The following is a 23,668-nucleotide window of genomic DNA, read 5'->3' as shown; positions in this document are numbered from 1 at the left end:
TTTTTGCGTAAGCGGCAATGCGGGCACGGTCAGCCGCGCATTTTTTTTGCGTTTTTTGCGCTGTGATAGGCTACCGTCCGCTCCGGCATATCGAGCAGCTCGCCGATTTTTCTGTTTGAAAGCCCCTCTGCGCGCAGCGCGAAAATTTTTTGCCTCATCTGCGCTACGCTGGATTTTTTGCCGGCGGAGGCGCGGCAGAAGAAAATGTTCATCGGGTATGACCTGCCGCCTATGGAGCACCATGTGTTCTGCATTGCGCGGTAGACGGTGGAGGTGTGCAGCGCAAGCAATGAGGCGGCGTTTTCGTAGGAGAGTGTAGCGGGCGGCGCTTCAGGCGCTCTTATCTTTTCTTTTTGGACGTCGGCTATAAGAAGTGCTGCGCGAAGCAGCGTGCGGTAGCGAAGGCCCAGTTTTTTTAGAGCGCCTCGCGCCGCGCTCCATTCCCCGTGCGCCCATCCGGCCCGTATCAGGTCGCGCGGCGAGGCCTCGAAGTCGGCAAAATAATTTTCGACAGCAGGCATATTCTCTAAAACCAGCCTCGGGCGCACCGCGCCCTCCTCCACTATAAATTCTATCTCTGGCACGACCGCCGCCGCGTATGAAAAATTTGCGCCGGGAGCTGGGTCGAGCGAGCGTAGCAGAGAAAAGGCCGCCTTAAATTCAGCGTCGCTGATGTTTAGCAGTTTCGCGCATTCTCCGTACCGGCCCGCCGTAAGCTCCTCTTTGGCCTCTGTCAGCAGACGCCACGCGCAAGAACCCTCAAAGCCGCGCCTTTTGAGCTGTAAAAGCAGCGACGCCTCCATGTTTGCGGCAAAAAGCCCCGCCGGCTCCACAAAATTTTGAAGGTTTTCCAAAAACCGAGTCACGCAGGCCATATCTATTGAGGTCATTTCCGCTATTTCGGCCGCCGAGCTGTTGAGAAATCCCCTCGTATCAAGCAGCGAACTCCAAAAGGAGGCGCCGGCGGCAACACCCGTCATCGCGGAAAAGCCGGGGCAGGCGCATATCTGCGAAAACAGCGCCGCGTCTATAGAGGGTCTGTCGGGAATGCCCGCGAAAACATCGTCGTCGCTCATGTTGGTAACGCGGGAGCGCGGCGGCGAAAAGCTGATGAAGGCGTTGTCGCCGATAAGCTCGCGGCACATCGCCGTAAGTTCGTGCGCGGGAGCCAGCAGCAGGTTTGCGCCTATGAAATTTTTCGGCGTCAGTCTTTGCGCCGGTTTTGCCGTAAGGACGAGCCGAAGCTCATTCGAGCCCATGACGCTGCATCCTGCGAAGCAGTGAAAAACGCGAAATGCCGAGCATGTTCGCCGCCTGCGTGCGGTTGCCGGAACATTTGGCAAGCGTAGCCGTTATGAGGTTCTTCTCCACCCTGTCGAGAGTATCTCCAAGCGCCTCGCCCTCTTCGGGGATGAGCCCGCCCGCGGCACCGCCGGAATTTACCTCCAGCATCTCCATAGGCAGGTCGGCAAGCCGCACAAAGGCGTCGTTCTGGCTGCGCAGGATGAGGATGCGCTCTATCATGTTGCGCAGCTCTCTGACGTTCCCAGGCCACGGGTAGGCCATGAAGGCCTCCTGCACCTCTTCTGTCAGCACGGGCGTCGCTTTGTTCATCCTTTTGGAAAAATCCGCGAGGAAATAGGCGGCCAGTTCAAGCACATCCTTGCCGCGCTCGCGTAGCGCAGGCAGTCTGATGGGAATGACGGAGATGCGAAAGAGCAGGTCTTTGCGGAAGGTCTCGTTTTTTACCTTCTGTTCAAGGTTGAGGCAGGTGGCGCAGATGAGCTTCACGCTCACCTTCTTTTCCTTTGTGCCGCCGAGCGGGCGGATGGTGCGCTGGTCGATGAAGCGAAAAAGCTTCGTCTGGAGCGTGAGCGGAAGGTCGCCGATCTCGTCAAGAAAGAGCGTTCCGTTGTCCGCCGCCTCGACAAGACCGGGCTTGTTTGAGTCGGCCCCTGTGTACGCTCCCTTCACATAACCGAAAAGTTCCTCTTCAAGCAGCGCCTCCGGTATGGCGGAGCAGTTGACCGCGATAAACTCTCCTTTGCACTGCGAGGCACGGTGTATCATACGCGCCGCTACCTCCTTGCCCGTGCCGCTTTCGCCCGTGAGCAGCACGGAGGCGTCGCGATAGGGCGCCAGCTTCAAAAGAGACTCGCTCACCTTCTTCATTATTTCCGACGAACCGAGCAGCAGGCTCGTTTCGTCGGCGGAGATCATCTCCGCCTGATTTTGCAGCTGTATGGATTCAAAGGCGCGTTTTATCATATTCATCGCGGCGTCAAGCGGAAAGGGCTTGTCCAGATAATTATAGGCGCCTTGGCGTATCGCCTTCACCACAAGGCTGGAATCGCCGAAGGCCGTCATCATAATGACGCGGCAGCGCGGCGCCAGCTTTTCTATTATCGGAAGCATGTCAAGGCCGTTGCCGTCCGGCAAACAATGTACAAAAAACAAAAGCGACGGTATTCCCACCGCAAGCGCCTCCTGCAGCTCATGCAGCGTGTAGAAACACTGCGCGCTGTGTCCGTTTTTTTCAAAGGCCCGCTTCAGGCCGTTTGCCAGATTGATCTCGTCGTCAACTATCCAAATGCTCATCCAGTGCGCCCCCGTCGTAAAGTTTTAAATAAATTTTGAAGGCCGTGCCCTCCGGCCCGCTGTCCACGGAAAGAGTGCCGCCGATGCTTTCGACTATCCTCTGCACGATGGAGAGCCCAAGCCCTGTGCCGTCCTTTTTTGTCGTAAAGAACGGGTCGAATATCCTGTGCTCTATACCGCTTGGGATGCCGCACCCGGTATCCTCGACCGTTATGAGGCCGCGGCGTTCTTCTCCGGCCATAGCTCGATTATAGCCTATAGTGATAGCAAGCTCCCTCTTTCTGTCTCCGGCAAGCCCGTCCATAGCCTGAACGGAGTTGAGCGCGAGGTTCATCACCACCTGCCGCAGCGCGTCCCTGTCCGCTATTACCGTTATCGGCGCGTCGCAGGCGTTGCTTTTGAGCAGCAGCCTGACGCCGTTTTTCTGCGCCTGCGCCCCGAGCATCGCCCAAGCCCACGGCAGCAGGTCGTCAAGCTTCGTAGGGCTCGTCACGGCGGGCTGAGTCCGCACAAAAGAAAGAAGCTGCATAACTATGGTGTTGAGGCGGTCTATCTCGCTGCCAAGCACCGCTATCTGTTCCTTTGCGTCGTCGATCTCCTGCGCGCCACCGTCGCCGACGCTCAGCCGCTCCACCTCGTCCTGCAGCAGGTCCGTCTGTATCCTCATGCTGGCGAGCGGGTTGCGTATCTCGTGCGACAGCCCAGAGATCATCTCTCCAAGCGCGGCGAGCCTGTCCATGCGGCTAAGCTGCCGCTGCACCTCGCGCCATCGATCAAGCTGCGACGACATAAGATTGAAGCGGTCAACAAGCTCGCTGAACTCATACGGGGAAAAGTGCGTCTGCGGAAGATGCACGGAGCGCCCCGAGGCAACCTCCTTGCACATCCAGGTCAGCCTGCGAAGGGGGCGCGTCAGGATGTACGAAATAAATACCGCAAGCTCGACGGCGATGATAAGCCCAAGCATCCCAACAAGTATTAAATAACGCTCCTCCTCCACCATGTCGATATAGATGGCTTCAGGGTTTGGCGAAAAACCAAGCTCTCCCTCAGCGCTCCGAAGCCGCAGCAGCGGTTTTTCTTTCGCGCCTGCGAGCCGCCAGTAATTCCCAAGCTCGTTTTGGATAACTTCTTTTGAATAATTCAGGTCATAATGCGTAAGCAGCCTGGAAAGCCGTTCCGCCGCGTCATGCGCCGTCTTCAGCTTATACTGATAATTTTGATGTAGCCTCGTGCCAAGCGTCAGCAGCACCATTGAGAGCGCGAGAAACAAAAATATCCATTTCATCACAGTCTCGAGGCTCACCTTACGCAGCATGGTAAAATTCTCCGTACTTTCTGTAGATATAAAAGACAGCGCCCTCTCCGGCCAGAACATAGAGCATGGCGTACTCAGGCTCTATCCCAAATATAAAGACTACGACGAGCTGCGCGATGATAGCGGCTAGCAGCACGAAAAACAATATCTCGCGCACAATGAGGCGCGGAGTAAAAAGCGGGAAGAAATAGGCGATGGCCACAAGCGTCCAGCTTATAGTGCCCAGCCTTATATATCCTGGCAGTCCTGCGTGCCCAAGCAAAAGCGCCACAGAGGCGATGACCGTTATCGCTATCCTGTTTGCCAGCAAAAAGCTTTCCTCCTGAAAAGGCCCGGCCTCGCCCGCCACACGCTTAAGCGGCAGAAGGTCGTAGCAGAGGGAACAGGCCGCAAGCAGCAGTTGAGAATTTGCTGTGCTGACGGCGGAGGCTATGACGCAGACGAGCAGCAGCATGCCGGCAAAGGGCGGGATAAACTGCCCCAGCTTTGCGAAGGCAAGCGTCTCTTCAAAATTGCCGACCTCCGGATACTTGGAACGGCAGACCATGACGAAAAATGTGAGGCAGAGATATATCCAGCCGATTATATAGGGAGACCAGGAGAGCATCTTATAGGCGTCGCGGCTGCTGCGGCAGGCGATGATGCGGATGGTGTACTGCGGATTGCCCGCGACGCCGAGACCCCAGGCAAGCATGATGGCAAAGGCGGAATAGACTTGAGCTGCGGAAATATCCTTTAAAGAGGCGAGGTCGCGCTCCGCAAGAAAGACCTTTTGCGCCTCCGCCGCGGAGAACCCTCCCGGAATCGCGTAATAGGCCGCCGCCGTCACTCCGAGTATAATAAGAAAAAGATTGAGCACGTCGCTGCGCACAACGGAGATATAGCCGCCGAAGGTAGTGTAGAGCACAAACAGATAGATGAGCGAAGTTGCGGCAAACCCCTGCGGTATCTCAAGCATATACGAGACGATTATCCCAAAAGCTCTGAACTGGATGACAAGATAGATGACGTACAGAAAGACCATCGTAAGCGCGACAAGTTTTCTGACGCGCCAGTCTCCGTAATTCATCTCCATCCATTCCGGAAGAGAGGCCGCCTTCACGGCGCGCAGACGCCTCACGATGAACGGGAAGAAGAGCAGCCCGAGCATCCATCCGTTGACGGAGGCCCAGAAGGCGATATAGCCGTCGTTGTAAAACCACATGCTGAAACCGACGAGAGAAAGCGGACTCATCCATGTCGCGCAGAAGGTGGCCATCGTGGGAAACGCGGAAAACCTCGAACTGCCGAGATAAAAAGAGCGCATCGTCTCCTTGAGGGCGAAGGACTGCCCCGTCAGAAGGATTATCGAAATGGTATAGGCGCCGAAGGCTACGAGATAATAGATGAGCGGCGACAAGCTATCTCCTCCCGGCGCGGCGGATAAAATATACGAATATCCCGGGCATTAGGATAAGCATAATAAAAACAACCCATATAAAAGCCGTAAGATTCAAACCGTCAACTCCCAAACCGACCGAATGTTTTAATATCCACACAGGATGATTATAGCCCAAAGAGCGCCGATACAGAACAGGCGGCGACGCGCCGGTACGCCCTGCGCATAAGGCCCGACAAATTATAAAATTTTGACTTCTGCTGCGCCGCGCCTCCTATGTAGTATAATAAAAATATTAAGAGAACGAAACCGGAGGCATATCAAAATGGCAAAACAACAGCCTGAGGGCGTATACCTGTATATAGACGAGAGCGGCGCGCGCTTCATAGCGGCGGTGGACGCCTACGGCATGGCGAATATGCTTCCGTGGATGCAGGGCGGCTTTACGGACAACGTCATAGAAAAAAGCTGGAACCTGAACGGAGACTTTATAAAACTAAAGATCTCCGAGTGACGCGATCTTTGCCGCCGCGCATATAAAACAAAAGAGGCCCCTGCTTCTTCCGGACATCCGGCGGCTGGGGCCTCTTGCTTTATGTATCTGTCTGTTTAAAGGTTAAATGGTACGAACGGGGAACCGGCCGGCGTGTACAGCGCGTATCTTGGCGAACCGTCTTCGTTCTGGCCTCCGCAGACGATATTTTTTCCCGAAGCCTGCAAAACGGAAGAAATCTTCTGTATACGAACCTGCGCGGAGGCCTCCGGGTGCGAGCCCCAGCCGCAGTAGACGGTCTCCACCCGCGGATTTTGCAGCGCCGCCGCTATAAAGTCAATGTCGCCGTGAAGGTGCATCAGGCTTTGATAATATTCCGTGCCTACGTCGATATCTCCGCTTGTGAACATCTGAAGATATTCCATATCCGAGCCCGCCGCGCCCGGCTCCGCGAGGAGCCATTCATTGCCGGTGCTGCGAAGCGCCCACACCTCCGTCACTATCATTCCGCCAAAACCGTGTTCGCGCGCTATCTCCATACATTTTCGAGTCGTGTTGTCGTTATATTCTGCGTCGGCGGAGCTGGGGTTCATCAGCACGAACATCAGTAGTTCGGAGTCCGGCCCTCCCCACTGCTGCTCAAGGTACGGACGCCACAGAAAGGCGTCGTGAAGGCCGTCCTCGCTCGGCTCGTTCTCAGGCCGCGTGGGCGCGCCCAAAACGCATACGGCGGACACTCCCTCCGGCAGTGGGTGGAGCATCGTGGATAATCTTCTGTAATCATTGAAATCAAACATTTTACATCGCCTCCGCTTTTTTATCATAATAGAGGCGAAAAAGGCGACGGGACACGGTGATTTCAGTGGTACAACAGATGTGGTTTCTACTAAAGAAAGTGTGGCCGTAATGTGTAACGTTTTTGGGGAGGCTTGCGTTAAAATAAAAAAATGGAGCGGAAAACGGGATTCGGCCCCGCGACCCCAAGATGCCAGAATGGCTCTCATGACGCAAAAAGCGTCCAGTGTATTTACTGACACTGGACGCTGCATTGGTTAATAATTCTCTTGAGATTGAGGACTAACTTTAGCCCAGATTATCTCAGATTTTTCGCAGAGGGTGCTTTTTATAGAGTTTGCTTCCCAGGTTTTTTGACGCTCTGCAAACTCGCGATTCCTTTTGCAATCGACAGTTATTTTTTATTATCCTTCTTTTTTTCCCACGGTTTCGGCAGCGTTTTATTTTGCAGGTCGTCAGGCGCTGTGTATTGCCAGCCGCCGCCCAAAGCGCGGCAGAGGCTCACGGCGGCGTTGAACCTTTCGGCGCGCCCTCCTTCAAGCTGAAGCTGTGCGGAAAGCAGCTGGCGCTCGGCGTCAAGCAGGTCAAGCTGGCTTGTCTTTCCGTCCATGAACTGCGTCTTCGCAAGCTCATAGGCCTTTTTCTGCGCCTCGGCCTGCTGTTCTTCAAGTTTTACTATCCTTTCGCTCTTGACGTTGGCTTCAATCGCGTCTATGACCTCTTTCATCGCGCTCTGCACGGCCTTGTAATACTGAGCGAGCGCCTGCTGCGCAATGGCCTCGTTTTTGCGGACGTTCGCAGAAAGCTTTCCTCCGTTGTAAATGGGCGCGACAAGCCCCGCCGCGGTGGACCAGCCCGTGGGGCCGTTGAAGAGAGTCTGCGGCGTGTTGTTGATGTTGCCTATGAGTCCTGTGAGCGAGATTGAAGGATACTGCGCGGCGCGCGCCGAACCGATGTTCGCAAGCGCCGTGCGGTAGCTGAAGACCGCCTGGATGATGTCTGGGCGCTGTATGAGAAGGTCGGCGGGGATGCCCTCAGGTATGACGGGGCATGTCGGAAGGTCGGCTATATAGGCTCCGCGCGGCACATCTAGATCCGCGAATTCTTTTGGATCGCGGCCCATGAGCAACAGCAGCGACGTTTCATACCCGCGCATGGCAAGCTGGAGCTGCTGCACCTGAACGCCGGTGGAAGCTACAAGCGCCTCGTTGCGCTGGACTTCGAGCTGGCTCACTTGTCCGTGCGAATATTGGAACTTGCTGAGTTCGAGAGTTTTTTGCTGCGACATCAGGTTTTCCTCGGCTACTACTATCTGCCTGTCCGTGGCGCGCAGGGAGAAATAGTTGGCTGCTACCTCGGAGGCGAGCGCAAGGCGCACTGTGTTTTTCGCGGCCTCTGTCGCGAGAATGTTTTCCCGCGCGGCGCGCGTCGCCTTCTGCAGCTTTCCCCAAAGGTCCATCTCGTAGTTAGCGGCGCCGGCCGGCGTCAGGTAGTTAGTTTCGTTTTGCACGCCGTTTGACGCGCCTAGCTCGTATGAGCGAGAGACGTCAATTTGCGCGTTTATGGAGGGCCTTTGGCTTCCGCGCGCTACTTTAAACGCGGCGCGCGACTGCATGACAGCGGCCATCGCAGCCTCAAGGTCGCGGTTGCGGCTCAGAGCTTCGTCAACGCACCTGTCAAGGACGGGTTCGTCAAAAAGCTTCCACCACGCGGTCTCTGGCGTTATTTTTGGCAGCGGCGCGTTTTTATCTATATAGGCGTCCTGCGATACGGTCAGCACATAGGCCGGCGGCATCTCATAGGCAAGCGGCGATTTGACGCCGGGACCAAGGTCTATATGAAAAAACGAGCCGATAAAAAGTGCGGCAAGAAGCGCGCTCGTAGTCATCTATTTCGCCTCCTCTTGGCTCTTCTTTTTTGAAGAGAGCTTCATGACCATGACAAAGAAACAGGGCACGAAGAATATTCCAATTACCGTGGAGGCCGTCATGCCTCCAATGATACCCGTGCCAATGGAATGGCGGCTTGCGGCTCCCGCGCCTGTGCTTACGGCGAGCGGAAGCACGCCCAAGATGAACGCTATGGAGGTCATCATGATGGGTCGAAAACGCAGATGGGAGGCGTCTACGGCGGCCTTCATAAGGGGAACGCCCTTCTGATGCTCTTCAAGCGCGAATTCTACAATTAGGATAGCGTTCTTAGCTGAAAGCCCTATCAGCGTCACAAGCGCCACCTGGAAATAAAGATCGTTGGAGAGGCCGCGCGTTATCGTGGCAATAAACGCGCCAAAGAGCGCGATTGGCACGGAGAGCACCACTGCGAAGGGAAGGCTCCAGCGTTCGTACTGGGCGGCCAGAATGAGAAATACCATTATTATGCCAAGCACAAAGGCTATCATCGTGGCCGATCCCGTTTTTTGTTCCTGATAGGCCGTTCCCGTCCAAGCGAGAGTGAAGCCCTCCGGCAGCGTCTCTGAAACCTCTTCGAGCGCCTTTATGACCTGACCCGAGGTGTAGCCCGCAGCCGGCTGTCCCGTTATCTTAGCCGACGGGAAGACGTTGAAGCGCTCCATCGTGTCCGGCCCCGTTGTGGGGCGCAGCTCAACGAGCGATTCAAGCGGGACCATGTTGCCGTTCTCCGCTCTGATGTAGGTATATTTCAGGTCGTCCGGCCTGTCGCGGTATTCCTCCTCTGACGAGATGAGCACCTGGAAGGTGCGGCCCAGCTTGTCAAAGTCGTTGACATAATAGTTGCTGTAGATGCTGCCCATCGCGCCGAAGACGTCGGAGAGGCTGACGCCTAGCGACTTTGCCTTGACACGGTCGATGTAGACGTAGTACTGAGGCACCTTCGTCGAGAAGGTGGTCGTCACGCTGGATATCTCAGGACGTTTTTCAGCCTCGTTTATGAACTGTTTTACGGTGGCTTCTATCTCTTCGACGTTCGTGCTCTGTCTGCTTTGCAGGTATCCCTCAACGCCGCCTGTGGTGCTCATTCCTATGATGGCGGGCGGGTTGAAAGCGTATATCTGCCCTTCGGGGACGCTCCACGCCTTTCCCATTATCTTCGCTGCGGTGGAGAAGGAATCATCGCCCGGCTTTTTGCGCAGGTTCCAGTCTTTCAGCTTGATGAAGCCAGCGCCGTAGTTCGCCTGGTTTGAAGAGTTCATTATGTTGTATCCGGAGAATACGAGCGAGGTCTCGACCTGCGGCAGCGAAGAGGTGATCTTTGAGACCTGAGCTGCAAGCTCCTCAGTCTGGTTCATCGCACTTCCATCCGGCAGCGACATCGATTCCAAGATAACGCCCTGGTCCTCGTCCGGCACAAGCGAGGTCGGCATCTTGAGGGCCATAGCGGTTGTCGCCGCGACGAAGAGCAGAAATACTAAGGCCATGATGACGCCGTGCTTCAGCATCACCTTGACGGATGAGGAGAAGCAGCTGGTAAGTTTATCAAAGAAAGAGTTAAACCACCTGAAAAATGCGAATTTCGGCCTCTGGTCCTGCGGTTTTAAGATCTTCGCGCAGAGCGCGGGCGTAAGCGAAAGGGCGACGAAGCCAGAGATTGCGACGGAGGTGGCAAGTGTGATTGCAAACTGCCTGTAAAGCTCTCCCGTAAGTCCTCCCAGGAATGCTATCGGGATGAAGACTGAGACAAGCACAAGCACGATGGCTATGACAGGTCCCGTAACCTCCTCCATAGCCTTGCAGGTGGCGTCATACGGCGAAAGCCCCTCCTCCATGTGCCTGTCGACATTTTCTATGACGACTATGGCGTCGTCAACGACCAGCCCTATAGCAAGGACGAGGCCGAACATCGTCAGCGTGTTGATGGAAAAACCGAAGGCCTTCATACCGGCGAAGGTGCCTATGATGGAGACCGGCACCGCAAGACACGGGATTATCGTGGCGCGGAAGTCTTGCAAGAAGAGGAAGACGACTAGGAATACCAAAAGCAGAGCCTCAAAGAGCGTTATTATGACCTCTTCGATTGAGACTCGTACAAAGGTCGTCGTGTCGTAAGGAATATCGTAGACCATGCCGCTTGGAAATTTCTGCTGAGCTTGGGCAAGCTGCGCCTTCACCTCGTCGCAGACCTTGATAGCGTTCGCACCAGGCGCAAGCGTGATGCCGACGGGCACGGCGGGCGTGCCGTTCAGCGTGCCTGTGAAATTATAGCTCTTCGCGCCGAGCTGGACTCGCGCTATATCTTTAAGGTAGACGGTTTCTCCGCCCGGTACACTTCTTATTATGATATTTTCAAATTCCTCTTCCGTGGTGAGGCGTCCGGTAGAGGTCATGATATAGGTCTTTTGCAGGTCCGTCTTCGTAGGGGCGTCTCCGAAACGGCCAAGCGCGTACTGGCTGTTCTGGTCCTTGACGGCGGCCGCCACATCCGTTGGCATGATGCCGAGCTGCGCCATTTTGTCGGGTTTGAGCCAGATGCGCATTGCGTAATCCTGATCTGTGAAAATGTTGACGTCGCTTACGCCTGCTATGCGCTTTAAGTCGTCGACGACGTTCAGCAGCGCGTAGTTGCTCATATAGATGGTGTCGTATATACCCTTAGGGGAGTACAGCGCGAAGATGAGCAGTATATTGGGCGACGATTTCTGCACGACGATGCCGTACTGACGCACCTCCGCCGGTATGGACGGCGTCGCCATCTGTACGCGGTTGTTGACGTTTATCGTCGCCTGGTCTGGGTCGGTGCCCAAATCAAAAGTTACGGTGAGCGTCATATTGCCCTGCCCGTTGCTGACCGAATTCATATAGATCATGTTGTCGACGCCGTTTATCTGCGTCTCAAGCGGGGAGGCTACGACCTGCGCTATAACCTCAGGCGTTGCACCGGGATACTGCGCGCTGACAGTCACCTGCGGCGGCACAAGCTCCGGGAACTGCGCCACAGGCAGCGTGACGATGGAGACCAGCCCCGCTATGACGATGACGATCGAGCAGACGGTCGCAAGGATGGGCCGTTTGATGAACATCAAAGAAAACATCTATTTTGCCCCTTCGACAGCTACTTCTTTGCCGGGCTGCACCTTCCCCACGCCGTCAGAAACTATTCTGTCGCCGACGTTAAGACCGGAGCCGACGAGGCAGTCGTTGCCGACCGTCTTTATAACGGCGATCTCTATCTTCTCTGGAATATTTTTTTCATTCAGCTTAAAGACAAACGACTTCTCGCTCGCCTGTATCGTCGCCTTCAAAGGGACCGTAATGACATTCGGCACGTAATAGCCCTTTACATAGACGCGCACAAACTGCCCAGCGTAAAGACTGTTGTCTGCGTTGTCAAAGACCGCCCTTGCGTTTATTGAGGCCGTCTGCGGGGTTACGAATTGATTCTGGAAATCAAGCTTTCCCTTTTTGTTTATCTTGGCGCCGTCGCCCAAAGCAAGCTCGACATAAGGGCCGCCCGGGACGGTCTTCAGATAGCCTTTATTTTTGAAATCGACGTTTTTCCTGTAGGTGTCCGCCGGAATGGCAAAATCTACATAGAGGTTGTGCGACTGGACGATGGTGGCGAGAAGGCCGCCCGCATCGACAAGGTTGCCGACGGAGAACTGCTCTTTACTCGCGTAGCCCGCGATGGGCGCGCGGACGGTGGTCCATTCAAGGTCTATCTGCGACTGGCGCAGCGCGGCGCGCGAGGCGTCGACGGCGGACTGCGAAGCGTGGAAATTCGACTGCGCTGTGTCATATTCGGCTTTGCTTACGGCGTTCTTCGCATAAAGAGCCGACGCCCTGTCATAATCTACCTTCATCAGGTCGCGCTGCACCTCGCTCTGTTTTAGCGAGGCGGCGTTTCTGTTCACAGTGGCGCGGTACGGCGACGGGTCGATGACGAACATAGTCTGCCCAGCCCTTACCGGCATACCCTCTTTATAGAGCTTTTTCTTTATAATGCCGCTCACCTGTGCGCGCAGCTCCGCCTCTTTCATGCCGTTGGTCTGTCCTGTGTACTCCATGACAATGGGCATATCAGCGCGCTTTATTGTAAGAGCCGTCACCACTGGCGGGTGATAGACCGCGGCAGCGGCCGCCGCCGCCTTTTTCTTTTCCTCTGCTTTCGTATACCACATGTACCCCGCCGCTCCAATAACGACAAGCGCAATGACAAGGTACGCCAGATACCTCTTTTTATCTTCATGTTTAAGCTCAGTAGTTTCAGTCGCTTTGTTTTCTTCTTCCACGCGCTATCTACTCCTTATGGGCATCTCTTGGGCCTGGTGAATTATTATTCCAGCTATTAAATTATACCATTTATATGTAATTTTACGAGTAAAGCAAGAATACGCAACTTCGGGCAGGGGAAGGTATGATTTAAACTGGCCGAAAAAGGCAGCGGCCAGATCAGTCTTCCTTAGCCAAGAGCCATTCGCCCTCCCTGCTGGTTCCTATCGCCTCCATATCGAACGGTGTATTTTGATAGACGAAATAATTGAGCCAGTTGAGAAACAAAAGATTCGCGCTGCCTCGCCAGCTCACTCGCGGAGGAAGCGAGTCGTCGTCGTTCGGGTAATAATTTTTCGGGGGCGCGATGGGAAGACCGGCCTGTTTGTCGCGCAGATATTCCATTTCAAGCGTCCTATCGTCGTATTCGGAGTGCCCCATTATGAAGAACTGTTTTTCCTGCAGCCCTTTTACGGCGAACACTCCAGCTTCTTTTGACGAGGCCAGTATCTGCAGCTCGGGCGCCGCCTCTATTTCGCCGCGCTCTACCGTTGTGTGCCGCGAATGGGGCGCCATAAAGACATCGTCAAAGCCTCTGAAAAGCATGGAATTTTTATAATCTGCGGTATGCTCAAAAACTCCGAAGAGTTTTTCGGCAAGCGGATATTTTTTTATCCCGTAATGATAGTAAAGCGCCGCCTGCGCGCCCCAACAGATGTGCATCGTGCTGTAGACGTGGCTTTTGCTCCATTCCATGATGCGGCACAGCTCGTCCCAATATTCTACTTCGCTGAACTCAAGCTGCTCCACCGGCGCTCCCGTGATGACCAGCCCGTCAAATTTACAGTCTTTGACCTGTTCGAAGGTCTTGTAAAAAGCCAAAAGATGCTCACGCGTCGTGTTTTTTGACTCATAAGAGGCTGTTTGGAGCAGCGTAAGCTCGACCTGCAGCGGGCTGTTGCCAAGAAGCCGCGCAAACTGCGTCTCTGTTTCTACCTTCTTCGGCATAAGATTGAGCAAAGCCACATGGAGCGGACGAATATCCTGCTTCGCCGCCCTAAGTTCGTGCATGACGAAAATATTTTCGTTGTTTAATGTCTGCTCCGCCGGAAGCCCGTCGGGAATCTTGATAGGCATACTCCTTTACACTCCTTCCGTTTTGAGAAGCGCGCTGGCTATATCGTCCCAAATGTCGCCGGGGTCTTCGATGCCTAGCGAAAGCCTCACAAGCTCCGGGCCGATCCCGCAGGCCTTCAGCTGTTCGTCGTCAAGCTGACGATGCGTTGTGCTGGCCGGATGGAGCGCGGAAGTTCTCGCGTCCGCTACGTGTACCACTATCGACGCAAGCTCAAGAGAGTCCAGGAACCTCATCGCCGCCTCGCGTCCGCCCTTCACTCCGAAGGAAATAACGCCGCTCTGACCGTCCCGCAGATACTTTTTCGCGCGCTCGTACTGATCGGAAGAGGCAAGCCCCGGATATTTCACCCACTCCACATGAGAGTCCTCAAGAAGACGTTCCGCGATAAACCGCGCGTTGCTGCTGTGCTTTGCTATCCTAAGAGGCAGAGATTCAAGCCCTAGATTCAGAATAAAGGCAGCCAGAGGCTGCGGCGTCACGCCGAGATCGCGCATCAGCTGCACGCGCGCCTTAGTGATATAGGCCGCCCCGCCAAAACTCTGCGTGTAGACGACGCCGTGATAGGAATCGTCGGGGCTGCAAAGTTCTGGATACTTCCCCGCGGCCTCCCAGTCAAACGAACCTCCGTCGACAATGACGCCGCCGACAACGCTTGCGTGACCGTCCATGTACTTTGAGGTGGAATGAGTGACGATGTCGGCGCCAAATTCAAACGGGCGGCAGAGTATCGGCGTGGCAAAAGTATTATCCACCACGAGCGGCACGCCGTGAGAATGCGCAATCTTTGCGAAACGTTCTATATCAAAGACCTCTAGCGCCGGGTTTGCGATAGTCTCGCCGAAAAGAAGCCGTGTATCTCCGTCAAAACGCGCCCCGATCTCATCATCGCTCATACTCTGGTCGATGAAACGCACCTCTATCCCAAGCTTTTTTAAAGTAACGGCAAAAAGATTTATCGTCCCGCCATAAACTGCGGAGGCACAGACGATATTCTGTCCAGCGCCAGTAATATTCAGCACCGCAAGCAGCGTCGCCGCCTGTCCAGACGAAGTGCATAACGCGCCGGTCCCGCCTTCAAGCTCCGCTATCTTTGACTCAACGGCGGCTACGGTAGGATTGGATATCCGCGAATACATGTGCCCTTCCGTCTTTAAATCAAAAAGCTCGCCAAGCTCGCCCGCCGACGTGAACTTGTAGGTCGTGCTTTGGTAGATCGGCAATATTCTCGGCTCGCCGTTCTCGGGCGTCCAGCCCGCCTGTACGCAAATGGTATCAAGGCCCCTCTTTTTTCTCTGCATGAAAAATCCTCCTCAAAAGTAGATATCAAAAGTCCATAAAACAATGAAAACATAAAAAAGGCAGCTTCCTAAAATCCGGAAACTGCCTCTGTCGTCGTAAGTGTTGCAAAAAGCCGCGTTATGGGCGCATGCTTCCCGAATCGACCAAAGAGGCAGAGCTGCACATTAAACGGCACATCATCATCTTTACACAATAGGCTGACATTGCTCTTCCTCCTCTTAAAATCGTTTGGAAAAGTATAAACTTTTCCGCATACGATGTCAATAACTTAAGCAGCTGCTAGGCTTTTGTGATTTTCCTTTCAGTTTCATTTTAAGGATGGGAAACGCGGCTCCCTGCTCGTCAACTTCGCTACGGCAAAATGTTTTAAACCCCATCTTTTCATAAAACTTCACAGCGGCTGGGTTTTGTTCGTTGCAGTCGACAAATTTCACGTGAAACTCATGGATTGCCTTTTTAACAAATCGAGAGCCGAGACCCTTTCCAAACCACGCGGGCGCGAGAAACAGCATCTCGATTTTATCCTCCGCCGCACCCATAAAGCCCGCGGCTCTGCCTCCACTGAACGCAACTGCCAGCACGGGAACAGCAGATAGAGCCTCCTGTACCAACGGCGTCAGCTTTTCAATGTCGCCGTCCGTCAGAAAAAGATGACTTTGCCTCACGGAAGCCTGCCATAACGACACTAGTTCCTCTATCAGCTCTTTTGAACGTTCCTCTATTATTGTTATTTCTACCGTTCTTTTTGTCATTTTATAATTTTTGAGCAGAACGCCGTCTCTGTCTACAATATTTTCGCGTTCCACCGCATAACCTCGTTTTTCAAAAAACGGCAGCGCCGTTATTGAGGCGTATGTCGTAACAGCCGCAATATTATTTTCTTCCGCATAGCTTTCAAGCTTCGCGGCAAGAGCGCAAGCGACGCCGCGCCTCTGGTAATCTTTATGGACATAAAGCCTGTCCAGATATCCGTCCCCATCCATATCCGCAAAACCGACGATCGTCCCACCGATCTCCGCGACCAACGCGCAGCGGCTCAAAAACGAACGATCCCAAGCCTCCAAATCAACGCGGCCGGTCGCCCACACATCGACCTGTTCTTTGGTGTAATCTTTTACGTTGACGCTGTGTACGGTGTCATAAAAAAGCGCCGCAAGCGCCGCTACGTCTTTTGAGTTGTATTTTCTGATCATCATGGTAGATTCGTCTTTATATGTTCCTTTCATCTGTTCCCTGCTTTACGCCCTTTCCTTTACTCCTTCGTGAAAGAGCCTATTTCTATCAAATTTCCCTCCGGGTCTGCGACATAACAAGCCCTTTGCCCCCACGGCTCCGTAGTCGGCGGCATCACAGCCCGCGCTCCTAGGTTAGTCACTCTTTCAAATGCGCTGTCTACAGAGGCGTAATTGGAAACGGACAGAGCGATTTCGTAATGGCCATTGAATCCTTTCACATACGAGAAGCTTTTACCTGTCATTTTTTCAAAATCAGATTTTCTATAAAGAAGAAAAAGCGTACCATCCTTTTTTAAGTAAACATTTGATGCATTCTCGTCCTCAGTAATTTCAAAACCAAGCACGTCTCGATAAAATCTAACCATTGTCGGCATATCATCCACCATAATTCCAAGACCATCTAGTTTCACGTTATGCTCCCCCATCCTTTTGTTTTTTTTCAGTAATTCACCGTATTATAAATATTGCCACTCGGCAACAACCTAAGAAGCACAAGGTCGCTGCCGCCAGTGTTGATGATGCGGTATTCAGAGTCATTTGGACAGATGTGACACCAACCTGGGACCAAAAATTCTACCATTCCGTCACAAATTGCTTTCCAAAAACCTAAGACAACGTAGTTAACATCGTCACTTGATTGCTGAGAATGTGGCCCGATAGAACCTCCTGGGTTAACTTTGCACGATATGATTTTGCCATGTTCTTCCATTAATACCACTTATGTAATACCACTTATGGATGGGTTATTCTATGTTTTGTTGTCTGAAAGCTTGATCAATAATTGCCATCACATCATCAAGCATATCTAAACTGTCCAATCCAACTTCGACATCGCCATTACCCCATTTGCCAATCCCTGTAACATCCTTGCATATCCTCTTGGGGTCAACGACATCGGCATACTTCATGTTTATTGCCAAGCGAAGCCGCGCGCTCTGGATAACCACATCCACGAAATTGGTGTCAGCTTTATAGGCGATATACAACTTCTTGAATTCTCGCTTTACATAGGTACTGAGGTTGAGAATGCGGATATTCAGCTTCTGAAAAAGCATACGGTTGAAAGCATTGAGGTACTGGTAGCTCTCGAGTGTGTACGCTGTCGTGGAATCGTCCTGCTTACGATACTGGGTAAGCTCAGCCTCAGTGAGCATCGGATACGGCCAGACTTTTTTTGCAATATCGCCGAGTTGGGCGGCTCGTTCATTGATCTGGTTTTCGCCCCATGAGGTCTGTGCAACAACGTATTTGTTTAGCCTCAGCGCGCTCTGTCGGAATCCGCCATCCATCGCCTGCTTGTCAGCAAAAGGAGAATCACTCATCTCGGAATTATATGCCGTCAGCGTAAGGTTGCCGATGGTATGCAGATATTTTTTTTGAACCTCTTCCCAATCGTCACCGAGAGCATACTCCCAGTCGGCAGACAAATGCGGGTTCTGAGGAATTATATGTTCTATTGTTAGGTTGTCTAGAATCACTACAGATTTGTTCTCATAGTTCTCAAGCCGACCTAGGATGTAGCCGCAGCGGGCCATGTGATAGATGTCCCTTGTTAGAAATGTGTCGATGAAACGCCTGTCGTTCGGGAATTCCTTGTATGTATCGAGCAAAATGAAGAATGCCTTGACTGAATTTAAGTAGTCCGTCGTCTTTAAGGCATTCTTCATCGTGGCGAAGGTTTTGTTAAGGGAGTTCGTTGGAACGTCGCAGACAGCACGGCGCATAACATAGCTTACACAAAGCCGAACTATTTCCCGCAATTCATCAATGGTTATCAAAAATTTCTCGTAGTCGCCGAGAACTTTCAATAGGAACGGATAGGCTACTTCCATGCGAATTGCCTTCATATCTCCGTAAAGCGATTTCAATACGGTATCGCCGCTTGTGACAAAATACATATCAGTATAGTGCTTTGCGTAGCTGTGAATATGCACGCAGAGTTCACGAATGGTCAGCCCACTATCAGTATGATAGGTTCGAAATTCTTTATACACTTCGTTCTTTTTCGGTATCCTGCCGAGTTCCATAGTGAGGTAGTCCCGGAAGAAGTTATCGAGCAATTCGCTCTGATGTTCATCACGAAAGAGTTGTTCCGTCGGGCGCCATACAGTATTATAAACATTGGCTTGCGTGTCGGAGTCCAAACCCATCAGAAGATGGTTGCGAATGAGGTCGGAATCCTTCAAATCCATACCAGTAGAATTCAGGCTCTCAAAAATTGCCTGCGGGTCATCATACTGCCGGTCAAGTACTATGTCTACAATTTGCAGTTTGCCAATGGTGTCGTAGAGATCGGAAGGTGAAATCTCTAATTTGGCAATTTGTCCGGCAAAGAACGCATAGTTATCAATCACACGGGACTTGGAGTTTATTGAAAGAGGCGCGCCTTCAAGCTTATTAATGAGTATTTCCTTATCGGACTGCGTGAGAAGCAGCTTGTATTTGGCATTGCCCGTTTCGTACTTGTTCAAAAGCAGAGTGTCCGTGATTTTATCTGGGTTGACGGCGCAATCGGGGTTGTCCTTAGCATAGTCTCTCAAGGCGACAAGAAGCAAGGTCAGCGTAGTAAGGCGTTGCTGACCGTCGATAATCATTGCACGCGTTGACCCTGCCGCCGAATCCTCGTCGATGCGAACGATGGAGCCGATAAAATGTCCTTCACGAAGGGTGTTATGTAGATTGACGATGTCATTCCAAAGGCGAGCGCATTGCTCGCGCTCCCAGCTATAGGTTCTTTGATATAGCGGTATCAGGTATTGACACGTTCCTCCAAGATATCTATAAATGCTGCTTTTGAAAGCGTTCACTCATGTTGCCCCCTTTTTTCAGGCCTTGTCCGTCCGCAAAAATGGGTGACACAGCTATCCTTGTTCATTATATACCCCGGCGTATATCTGGTCTATAAGATGTCATAAATCATCTCCGAACGCACGAAAGCGATGGTTCTCATTCTCATAATTAGTCGTCCGTCTTTTCTAAAAGCACGGCGATCGTTTGACTTTCCTCGAAATAAGCCGCGCCTGCCACATCGGAGAAAACACCGTACAGCTTAAAGCCGGCCGCCAGTGCCTCCTCAATCAGGCTCTTTCGTGTGAAATAAGTTGTCCATAAATAATAGACTGATGCCTCGCTTTGCGTGAGCACCGCAATCTGCTCCAGCGTTACGTTGTCACAATAGCAGTAATTACCGTTCAGCACGGTGTGCGGCTTTTCAGTCCAAAAGCCGCCGTAGGGGAATCTTTCCCATGTTTGCCCCTCTGAAAAAGCCGCATATTTTTGCATAGAGAACACATCAAACAGAAACTTGCCGCCCGGCTTCAAGTGTTCATATATCTTTTGCATAAGCAGCTGCCTGTTGTCCCGCGAGAGCGCTCCGTAATCGCAATAAATCATCGCTGCAAAATCAAAGCTCTTATCCAGCGCAAGCTGCAAATAATTTTGATGAAGGTATGTAATATCAAATCCTTGTTCTGCGGCTGATTGAACTGCGTATTTGATAGACCGCTTGGAGAAGTCTACGCCGGTTACATGGCAGCCTGCTTTGGCGAAGCGTTCGGCGTAAAGCCCTGGTCCGCAGCCAACATCTAGGAGCTGCAAATTTTCGACGGCCGGCGCCAACGCTGTGATCCATTCCACAGATTTGTCGATAAAATCAAAGCTGCGGCTGGCGCCATCGTATTCAGGGGTTAGGTGTGCTTTTAGCATCTGCTTCGAGATATGCTCGTCATCCCAAAACGCTATCCCGGTTTCTTTATAAAGCTCCGGTTTTTTTAGCAGGTCATTAATATTATAGGACATCACGAGAGCTCCCCTCTTACAAATATTTTTGCGCAGCAGCTGGAACGGCAGTGCAGAATCACAGCATCGACAGGCCAGCTGCAATCAGCAATCCCGCCCCCGTGCACCTCATAACAGCGAAGCGGCCGTATGACGGAAATGAATTTAAGGTGCTATTTCTTTTGTAAAATAATTGCAATAAAGTTAAGATATTTTCCGCCGCCGGCCTCCATAGCCTTTCTATCGCTTATAGCATATTCATTATTTTGTTCCAGCCAGTCGTTCCAGACCTCTTCATTGCTTTCCATTTCATGAATTGAAAGAATGTTGACATCATCAGTCTGTTCAATGATGTTTGTCCAGTAAAGAATATCGTGAATATAATCGAGCTGCTCCGGAGTCCATGAAAGAAGTAACTCTTGTGGTAGATTGTCATGGCAATCTTTTTTCATTCCCGGAATTACAATGTAAATATATCCGCCGCGTTTTACAAATGGCAATAATTTTTCTCCCAGAAATGTTGGATCGCGTCCAAAATAGTTGTAAGAGTCTGTACTGACGACTGCATCGAAAAATTCTTTCTCAAAGGGAAGGTCGGCTGCATCCGCTTTTACGGGAATGATTTGCGTGGAATCAAGCCCCATCTCCTCAAAAAACTTTTGATTTTCCACAGGATCGCTCCAAAGATCGGCGGCATATACTAAAAAACCATACTCCTGTGCCAAAAATACACTTGTAAGTCCTTGACCGCTGCCCAAGTCACACACGGTGGATTTGCTAGATATTTTATGCCCATTGAGCAATTCTTCCTGTAATTTTAGTGGATTCGGCCCCATAATCTTCGCCTGTAATTTTGGCGTGTTATATTTTTCACTGCGCAGATATTGCATGATGTAATTCTCCTGATTGATTTTTTATTTTAGCGATGTTCTTTAATTTCTTCTTCTAACTCCTCCGCAAGGATACCGTGTATCTTTGCCGGAGGTGCTGGGGAGATTAATATGTGCGAACCTCTCCGCCTATCACAATCTCCGCCATTAAGCTGCGCCTCATCAATAACGCTCCTCGTAGTATTGGTAAAATTTATTTGCTTATTTCTCCTCCGAAATTATCGAGATGTTTCCGCAGTATAGCAAAAACTGGTTTTTTATCTGTGGCGCCATCGTAAAGACTATATAAGGTAAAAACAGGAGCATAAAAATGTATAGCAAGCAGCTTTGCATTGTCGCAGCTATTCGTTATTCCGCCAAACAGATCCTCCAGATATTGCAGAGGCCCCGCAACAAAGTATTGCTGATAAAGCTGAGACATTTCTGAATTTCGATACTGTTCTAGGGTCAACAGCTTACGGAAACCAGAGGAGAATTTTTCTTCAGTCCAATAGTGAAACTGCGCCTCAGTATATACTTTAATTTTTTCAATTTGCGCACAGGCATAGACTTCCGCCATTTCTTCAACTGTTCCTTCGGGCATATCATATTCATTGGCACGCTCAACATCCATTTGGCTCATTCGTGCTAAGATGCTGTCAAAAATATCCCTTTTACTCTTGTAATGCTTGTATAAAGCGCTTTTTGTCATTCCAAGTTCATTTGCAATAGTGCTTACGGACACTGCCTCATAGCCGTCTCTTGAAAATAATTCTAATCCAATCTGCATGATTCGTTCCTTTGTGTTTATCATTTCTATCCTCCCTCACCGGTGCCGTTACCGTTCGTTCACCTTAATTATAGTGACCGCCCGTTCACCTGTCAAGAAAAAATGAGATTGACGCCGCAACTTATTAGCCCATCCATCACAAGGCTTAAACGGATGATATTCTGCGGATAATGCTCCAATAAAAAGAGAACTAAGCGTGCATCAGAGCCCGTCGCGCTCTTAATTTCGCTTTCAATTGGGATGTTAACGAATACCCATCGTCAGTAATTTCAGTTCTTTAAAAATCGTTTGCAGACTACCTTCATATTTTCTCCAACTATCGAATTACGATATAAAATCTAATTTAAAATAATTACTATTGACAATATATACTATTTAGGATATATTCTTATTAAGAAATGAGGCCAGGTTAATGATAAGACGAAATACGATCCAGCGTAATTTAGTTTTAAAGGCCGTAAGGCAACTGGCCTGTCACGCAACTGCGGAGGAAATCTATGTGGAATTCGCGAAGGTGCATCTGAACATCAGCCGCGGGACAGTCTATCGGAATCTGCTGCGGCTGTGCGAAGCGGGCGAGATACGTAAACGGCAGATGCCGGACGGAGCAGATCGTTTCGACCATATTTGCAGCGATCATTATCATGCAATGTGCGCCAGATGCGGAAAGGTTTTCGACGTAGATATGGAATATATGAGCGACATTGAAAAATTAGTAAAGGACGCTCATGGTTTTACCTTCACAGGGCATGACATCGTTTTCAAGGGGCTATGTCCGGACTGTACTGGCAAGCCTCGGTAACAAGCGGCAGACGGAGAAACATTTATCAATTTACATGCGGGAAGGCAACAGCGCCCGTAAATTGTAAAAACTAAAGGAGAATAATTATGAGAAGCATAACAACACTCGATCTTCAGTACGCACACAGATTTTACGGATTCAAAGGCGAAGCGCAGTATCTCCACGGACACACCGGCGTCCTTACGATTGAGGTTGAAGATTCCGTCAACCCCGGCGTAAATATGGTTTTCCCCTGCAATGAAATTCAGAAGACCGCATGGGCAGTCCTTAAAAATTTCGACCACGCACTCATCCTTCGTGAAGACGACCCGCTCCTTCCGGCTGTGCTTGATGTCTATGAGAAACAGGGCATCAGAAACGGCGCACCGAGCAACACAATGACCGGCCCTGCGTTCAAAACAGAGCTTGCGACAGCCTATCCTGAGTGCCGCCTTGTCGTAACCAAAGAGACAATGACCGTTGAAGGCATGATAAAGATCGTTTATGACCTGCTGAAGGACAAACTCAACATCGTGAAGATCACCTTTACCAGCGGCGTCAACGCGGGCTCCGCAGACTTCGAGCCCAAAAATGTAATCGACCGCTGCCCGCTCTGCGGAATCGCGCTCGATGAAAACGGCGTCTGCCCAAAGTGCGGATATAAAAAGAAGTAAGAGATTGCAATTTCATTAAAATAAAAAGTACAAAGGCGGAGAGAATGTCATTTGGCACTCTCTCCGCTGCATTATAAATACATTCTCTAAAGTCTTTTCTAAAGATTGTGCAAGCCTTCAACAGAGTGCAAAATGGGAGCATCCGACTGGATGCTTAATGTATCATGGCCGAAATGAATACACTTCTCCGTGAGCTGAACGTGACCATAAAATTAAGCAGGCAGCATTGCGCTAGGCTCGGAGATTCCGCGTGCCCTTTAAAAGTCACATATCAATCCACGCGCGAAACCAGCTCAAGCGGGAATACCCAGAACTTGCGTCAAAATCCGCATGGCGGTATA

At 51.4% G+C, this 23,668-nt stretch carries 19 protein-coding genes; 3 read left to right on the top strand and 16 right to left on the bottom strand.

Annotated elements, in window-relative coordinates; translation table 11 throughout:
* Positions 1-29 precede the first annotated feature (29 nt).
* Genes RRY12_10575 through RRY12_10560 form a run of 4 tightly spaced genes read right to left on the bottom strand, consistent with a single transcriptional unit; the run spans position 30 to position 5,315 of the window.
* Positions 30-1,259 carry a hypothetical protein gene (locus RRY12_10575; protein MEG2185113.1) on the bottom strand — a complete coding sequence of 410 codons (1,230 nt, stop codon included), beginning with the start codon at positions 1,257-1,259 and terminating at the stop codon, positions 30-32.
* Positions 1,246-2,598 carry a sigma-54 dependent transcriptional regulator gene (locus RRY12_10570; protein MEG2185112.1) on the bottom strand — a complete coding sequence of 451 codons (1,353 nt, stop codon included), beginning with the start codon at positions 2,596-2,598 and terminating at the stop codon, positions 1,246-1,248. Before RRY12_10570 ends, RRY12_10575 begins: the two co-directional genes overlap by 14 nt.
* Positions 2,579-3,916, bottom strand: coding sequence for an ATP-binding protein (locus RRY12_10565; protein MEG2185111.1), 1,338 nt, complete (start codon positions 3,914-3,916; stop codon positions 2,579-2,581). Before RRY12_10565 ends, RRY12_10570 begins: the two co-directional genes overlap by 20 nt.
* Entirely contained in the window at positions 3,906-5,315 is a 1,410-nt protein-coding gene (locus RRY12_10560) for a sodium:solute symporter family protein (protein ID MEG2185110.1), read from the bottom strand. Before RRY12_10560 ends, RRY12_10565 begins: the two co-directional genes overlap by 11 nt.
* Positions 5,316-5,619: 304 nt before the next feature.
* On the opposite strand from RRY12_10560, the gene RRY12_10555 reads away from it, so the two are divergent.
* Positions 5,620-5,808, top strand: a complete 189-nt coding sequence (locus RRY12_10555; protein ID MEG2185109.1) for a hypothetical protein — start codon at positions 5,620-5,622, stop codon at positions 5,806-5,808.
* A 95-nt stretch (positions 5,809-5,903) separates the two neighbouring features.
* On the opposite strand, the gene RRY12_10550 is transcribed toward RRY12_10555, so the two are convergent.
* The 12 genes from RRY12_10550 to RRY12_10495 form a co-directional block, all read right to left on the bottom strand.
* Positions 5,904-6,584: a DUF1643 domain-containing protein gene (locus RRY12_10550; GenBank protein MEG2185108.1), complete on the bottom strand. Its 681-nt coding sequence runs from the start codon at positions 6,582-6,584 to the stop codon at positions 5,904-5,906.
* Between the two features lie 392 nt (positions 6,585-6,976).
* Positions 6,977-8,470 (bottom strand): efflux transporter outer membrane subunit, encoded by a 1,494-nt coding sequence (locus tag RRY12_10545; GenBank protein MEG2185107.1) that lies wholly within the window; start codon positions 8,468-8,470, stop codon positions 6,977-6,979.
* The gene (locus RRY12_10540) at positions 8,471-11,587 is read right to left on the bottom strand and encodes a multidrug efflux RND transporter permease subunit (GenBank protein MEG2185106.1); all 3,117 of its coding nucleotides are present in this window, start codon (positions 11,585-11,587) and stop codon (positions 8,471-8,473) included.
* Entirely contained in the window at positions 11,588-12,784 is a 1,197-nt protein-coding gene (locus tag RRY12_10535; protein ID MEG2185105.1) for an efflux RND transporter periplasmic adaptor subunit, read from the bottom strand. It abuts the gene before it with no gap.
* 160 nt (positions 12,785-12,944) lie between these two features.
* Positions 12,945-13,901: a homoserine O-succinyltransferase gene (gene metA / locus RRY12_10530; protein MEG2185104.1), complete on the bottom strand. Its 957-nt coding sequence runs from the start codon at positions 13,899-13,901 to the stop codon at positions 12,945-12,947.
* A gap of 6 nt (positions 13,902-13,907) precedes the next feature.
* Positions 13,908-15,200 carry an O-acetylhomoserine aminocarboxypropyltransferase/cysteine synthase family protein gene (locus RRY12_10525; protein ID MEG2185103.1) on the bottom strand — a complete coding sequence of 431 codons (1,293 nt, stop codon included), beginning with the start codon at positions 15,198-15,200 and terminating at the stop codon, positions 13,908-13,910.
* Between the two features lie 261 nt (positions 15,201-15,461).
* Positions 15,462-16,427 (bottom strand): GNAT family N-acetyltransferase, encoded by a 966-nt coding sequence (locus RRY12_10520; GenBank protein ID MEG2185102.1) that lies wholly within the window; start codon positions 16,425-16,427, stop codon positions 15,462-15,464.
* A gap of 26 nt (positions 16,428-16,453) precedes the next feature.
* Positions 16,454-16,846 carry a VOC family protein gene (locus RRY12_10515; protein MEG2185101.1) on the bottom strand — a complete coding sequence of 131 codons (393 nt, stop codon included), beginning with the start codon at positions 16,844-16,846 and terminating at the stop codon, positions 16,454-16,456.
* Between the two features lie 333 nt (positions 16,847-17,179).
* The gene (locus tag RRY12_10510; GenBank protein MEG2185100.1) at positions 17,180-19,243 is read right to left on the bottom strand and encodes a DUF262 and DUF1524 domain-containing protein; all 2,064 of its coding nucleotides are present in this window, start codon (positions 19,241-19,243) and stop codon (positions 17,180-17,182) included.
* Between the two features lie 151 nt (positions 19,244-19,394).
* The gene (locus RRY12_10505) at positions 19,395-20,234 is read right to left on the bottom strand and encodes a methyltransferase domain-containing protein (GenBank protein ID MEG2185099.1); all 840 of its coding nucleotides are present in this window, start codon (positions 20,232-20,234) and stop codon (positions 19,395-19,397) included.
* A 152-nt stretch (positions 20,235-20,386) separates the two neighbouring features.
* On the bottom strand, positions 20,387-21,103 hold the full coding sequence (locus tag RRY12_10500) for a class I SAM-dependent methyltransferase (protein MEG2185098.1): 717 nt from the start codon (positions 21,101-21,103) through the stop codon (positions 20,387-20,389).
* Between the two features lie 193 nt (positions 21,104-21,296).
* Positions 21,297-21,896 (bottom strand): TetR/AcrR family transcriptional regulator, encoded by a 600-nt coding sequence (locus tag RRY12_10495; GenBank protein ID MEG2185097.1) that lies wholly within the window; start codon positions 21,894-21,896, stop codon positions 21,297-21,299.
* A 388-nt stretch (positions 21,897-22,284) separates the two neighbouring features.
* Between RRY12_10495 and RRY12_10490 the strand changes: the two genes are divergently transcribed.
* On the top strand, positions 22,285-22,674 hold the full coding sequence (locus RRY12_10490; protein ID MEG2185096.1) for a transcriptional repressor: 390 nt from the start codon (positions 22,285-22,287) through the stop codon (positions 22,672-22,674).
* Positions 22,675-22,760: 86 nt separating this feature from the next.
* The gene (locus tag RRY12_10485) at positions 22,761-23,327 is read left to right on the top strand and encodes a 6-carboxytetrahydropterin synthase (protein ID MEG2185095.1); all 567 of its coding nucleotides are present in this window, start codon (positions 22,761-22,763) and stop codon (positions 23,325-23,327) included.
* Positions 23,328-23,668 lie beyond the last annotated feature (341 nt).

It is taken from the genome of Cloacibacillus sp. (assembly GCA_036655895.1).
Lineage (GTDB): Bacteria > Synergistota > Synergistia > Synergistales > Synergistaceae > JAVVPF01.
This window is presented reverse-complemented; position numbering and strand designations above follow the sequence as displayed.

Excerpts from the sequence above, each read along its gene's own strand:
- RRY12_10575 (MEG2185113.1), bottom strand. The coding sequence starts at position 1,259 with ATGGGCTCGAATGAGCTTCGGCTCGTCCTTACGGCAAAACCGGCGCAA.
- RRY12_10570 (MEG2185112.1), bottom strand. The coding sequence starts at position 2,598 with ATGAGCATTTGGATAGTTGACGACGAGATCAATCTGGCAAACGGCCTG.
- RRY12_10565 (MEG2185111.1), bottom strand. The coding sequence starts at position 3,916 with ATGCTGCGTAAGGTGAGCCTCGAGACTGTGATGAAATGGATATTTTTG.
- RRY12_10555 (MEG2185109.1), top strand. The coding sequence starts at position 5,620 with ATGGCAAAACAACAGCCTGAGGGCGTATACCTGTATATAGACGAGAGC.
- RRY12_10550 (MEG2185108.1), bottom strand. The coding sequence starts at position 6,584 with ATGTTTGATTTCAATGATTACAGAAGATTATCCACGATGCTCCACCCA.
- RRY12_10545 (MEG2185107.1), bottom strand. The coding sequence starts at position 8,470 with ATGACTACGAGCGCGCTTCTTGCCGCACTTTTTATCGGCTCGTTTTTT.
- RRY12_10540 (MEG2185106.1), bottom strand. The coding sequence starts at position 11,587 with ATGTTTTCTTTGATGTTCATCAAACGGCCCATCCTTGCGACCGTCTGC.
- metA (MEG2185104.1), bottom strand. The coding sequence starts at position 13,901 with ATGCCTATCAAGATTCCCGACGGGCTTCCGGCGGAGCAGACATTAAAC.
- RRY12_10525 (MEG2185103.1), bottom strand. The coding sequence starts at position 15,200 with ATGCAGAGAAAAAAGAGGGGCCTTGATACCATTTGCGTACAGGCGGGC.
- RRY12_10520 (MEG2185102.1), bottom strand. The coding sequence starts at position 16,427 with ATGAAAGGAACATATAAAGACGAATCTACCATGATGATCAGAAAATAC.
- RRY12_10505 (MEG2185099.1), bottom strand. The coding sequence starts at position 20,234 with ATGTCCTATAATATTAATGACCTGCTAAAAAAACCGGAGCTTTATAAA.
- RRY12_10500 (MEG2185098.1), bottom strand. The coding sequence starts at position 21,103 with ATGCAATATCTGCGCAGTGAAAAATATAACACGCCAAAATTACAGGCG.
- RRY12_10495 (MEG2185097.1), bottom strand. The coding sequence starts at position 21,896 with ATGATAAACACAAAGGAACGAATCATGCAGATTGGATTAGAATTATTT.
- RRY12_10490 (MEG2185096.1), top strand. The coding sequence starts at position 22,285 with ATGATAAGACGAAATACGATCCAGCGTAATTTAGTTTTAAAGGCCGTA.
- RRY12_10485 (MEG2185095.1), top strand. The coding sequence starts at position 22,761 with ATGAGAAGCATAACAACACTCGATCTTCAGTACGCACACAGATTTTAC.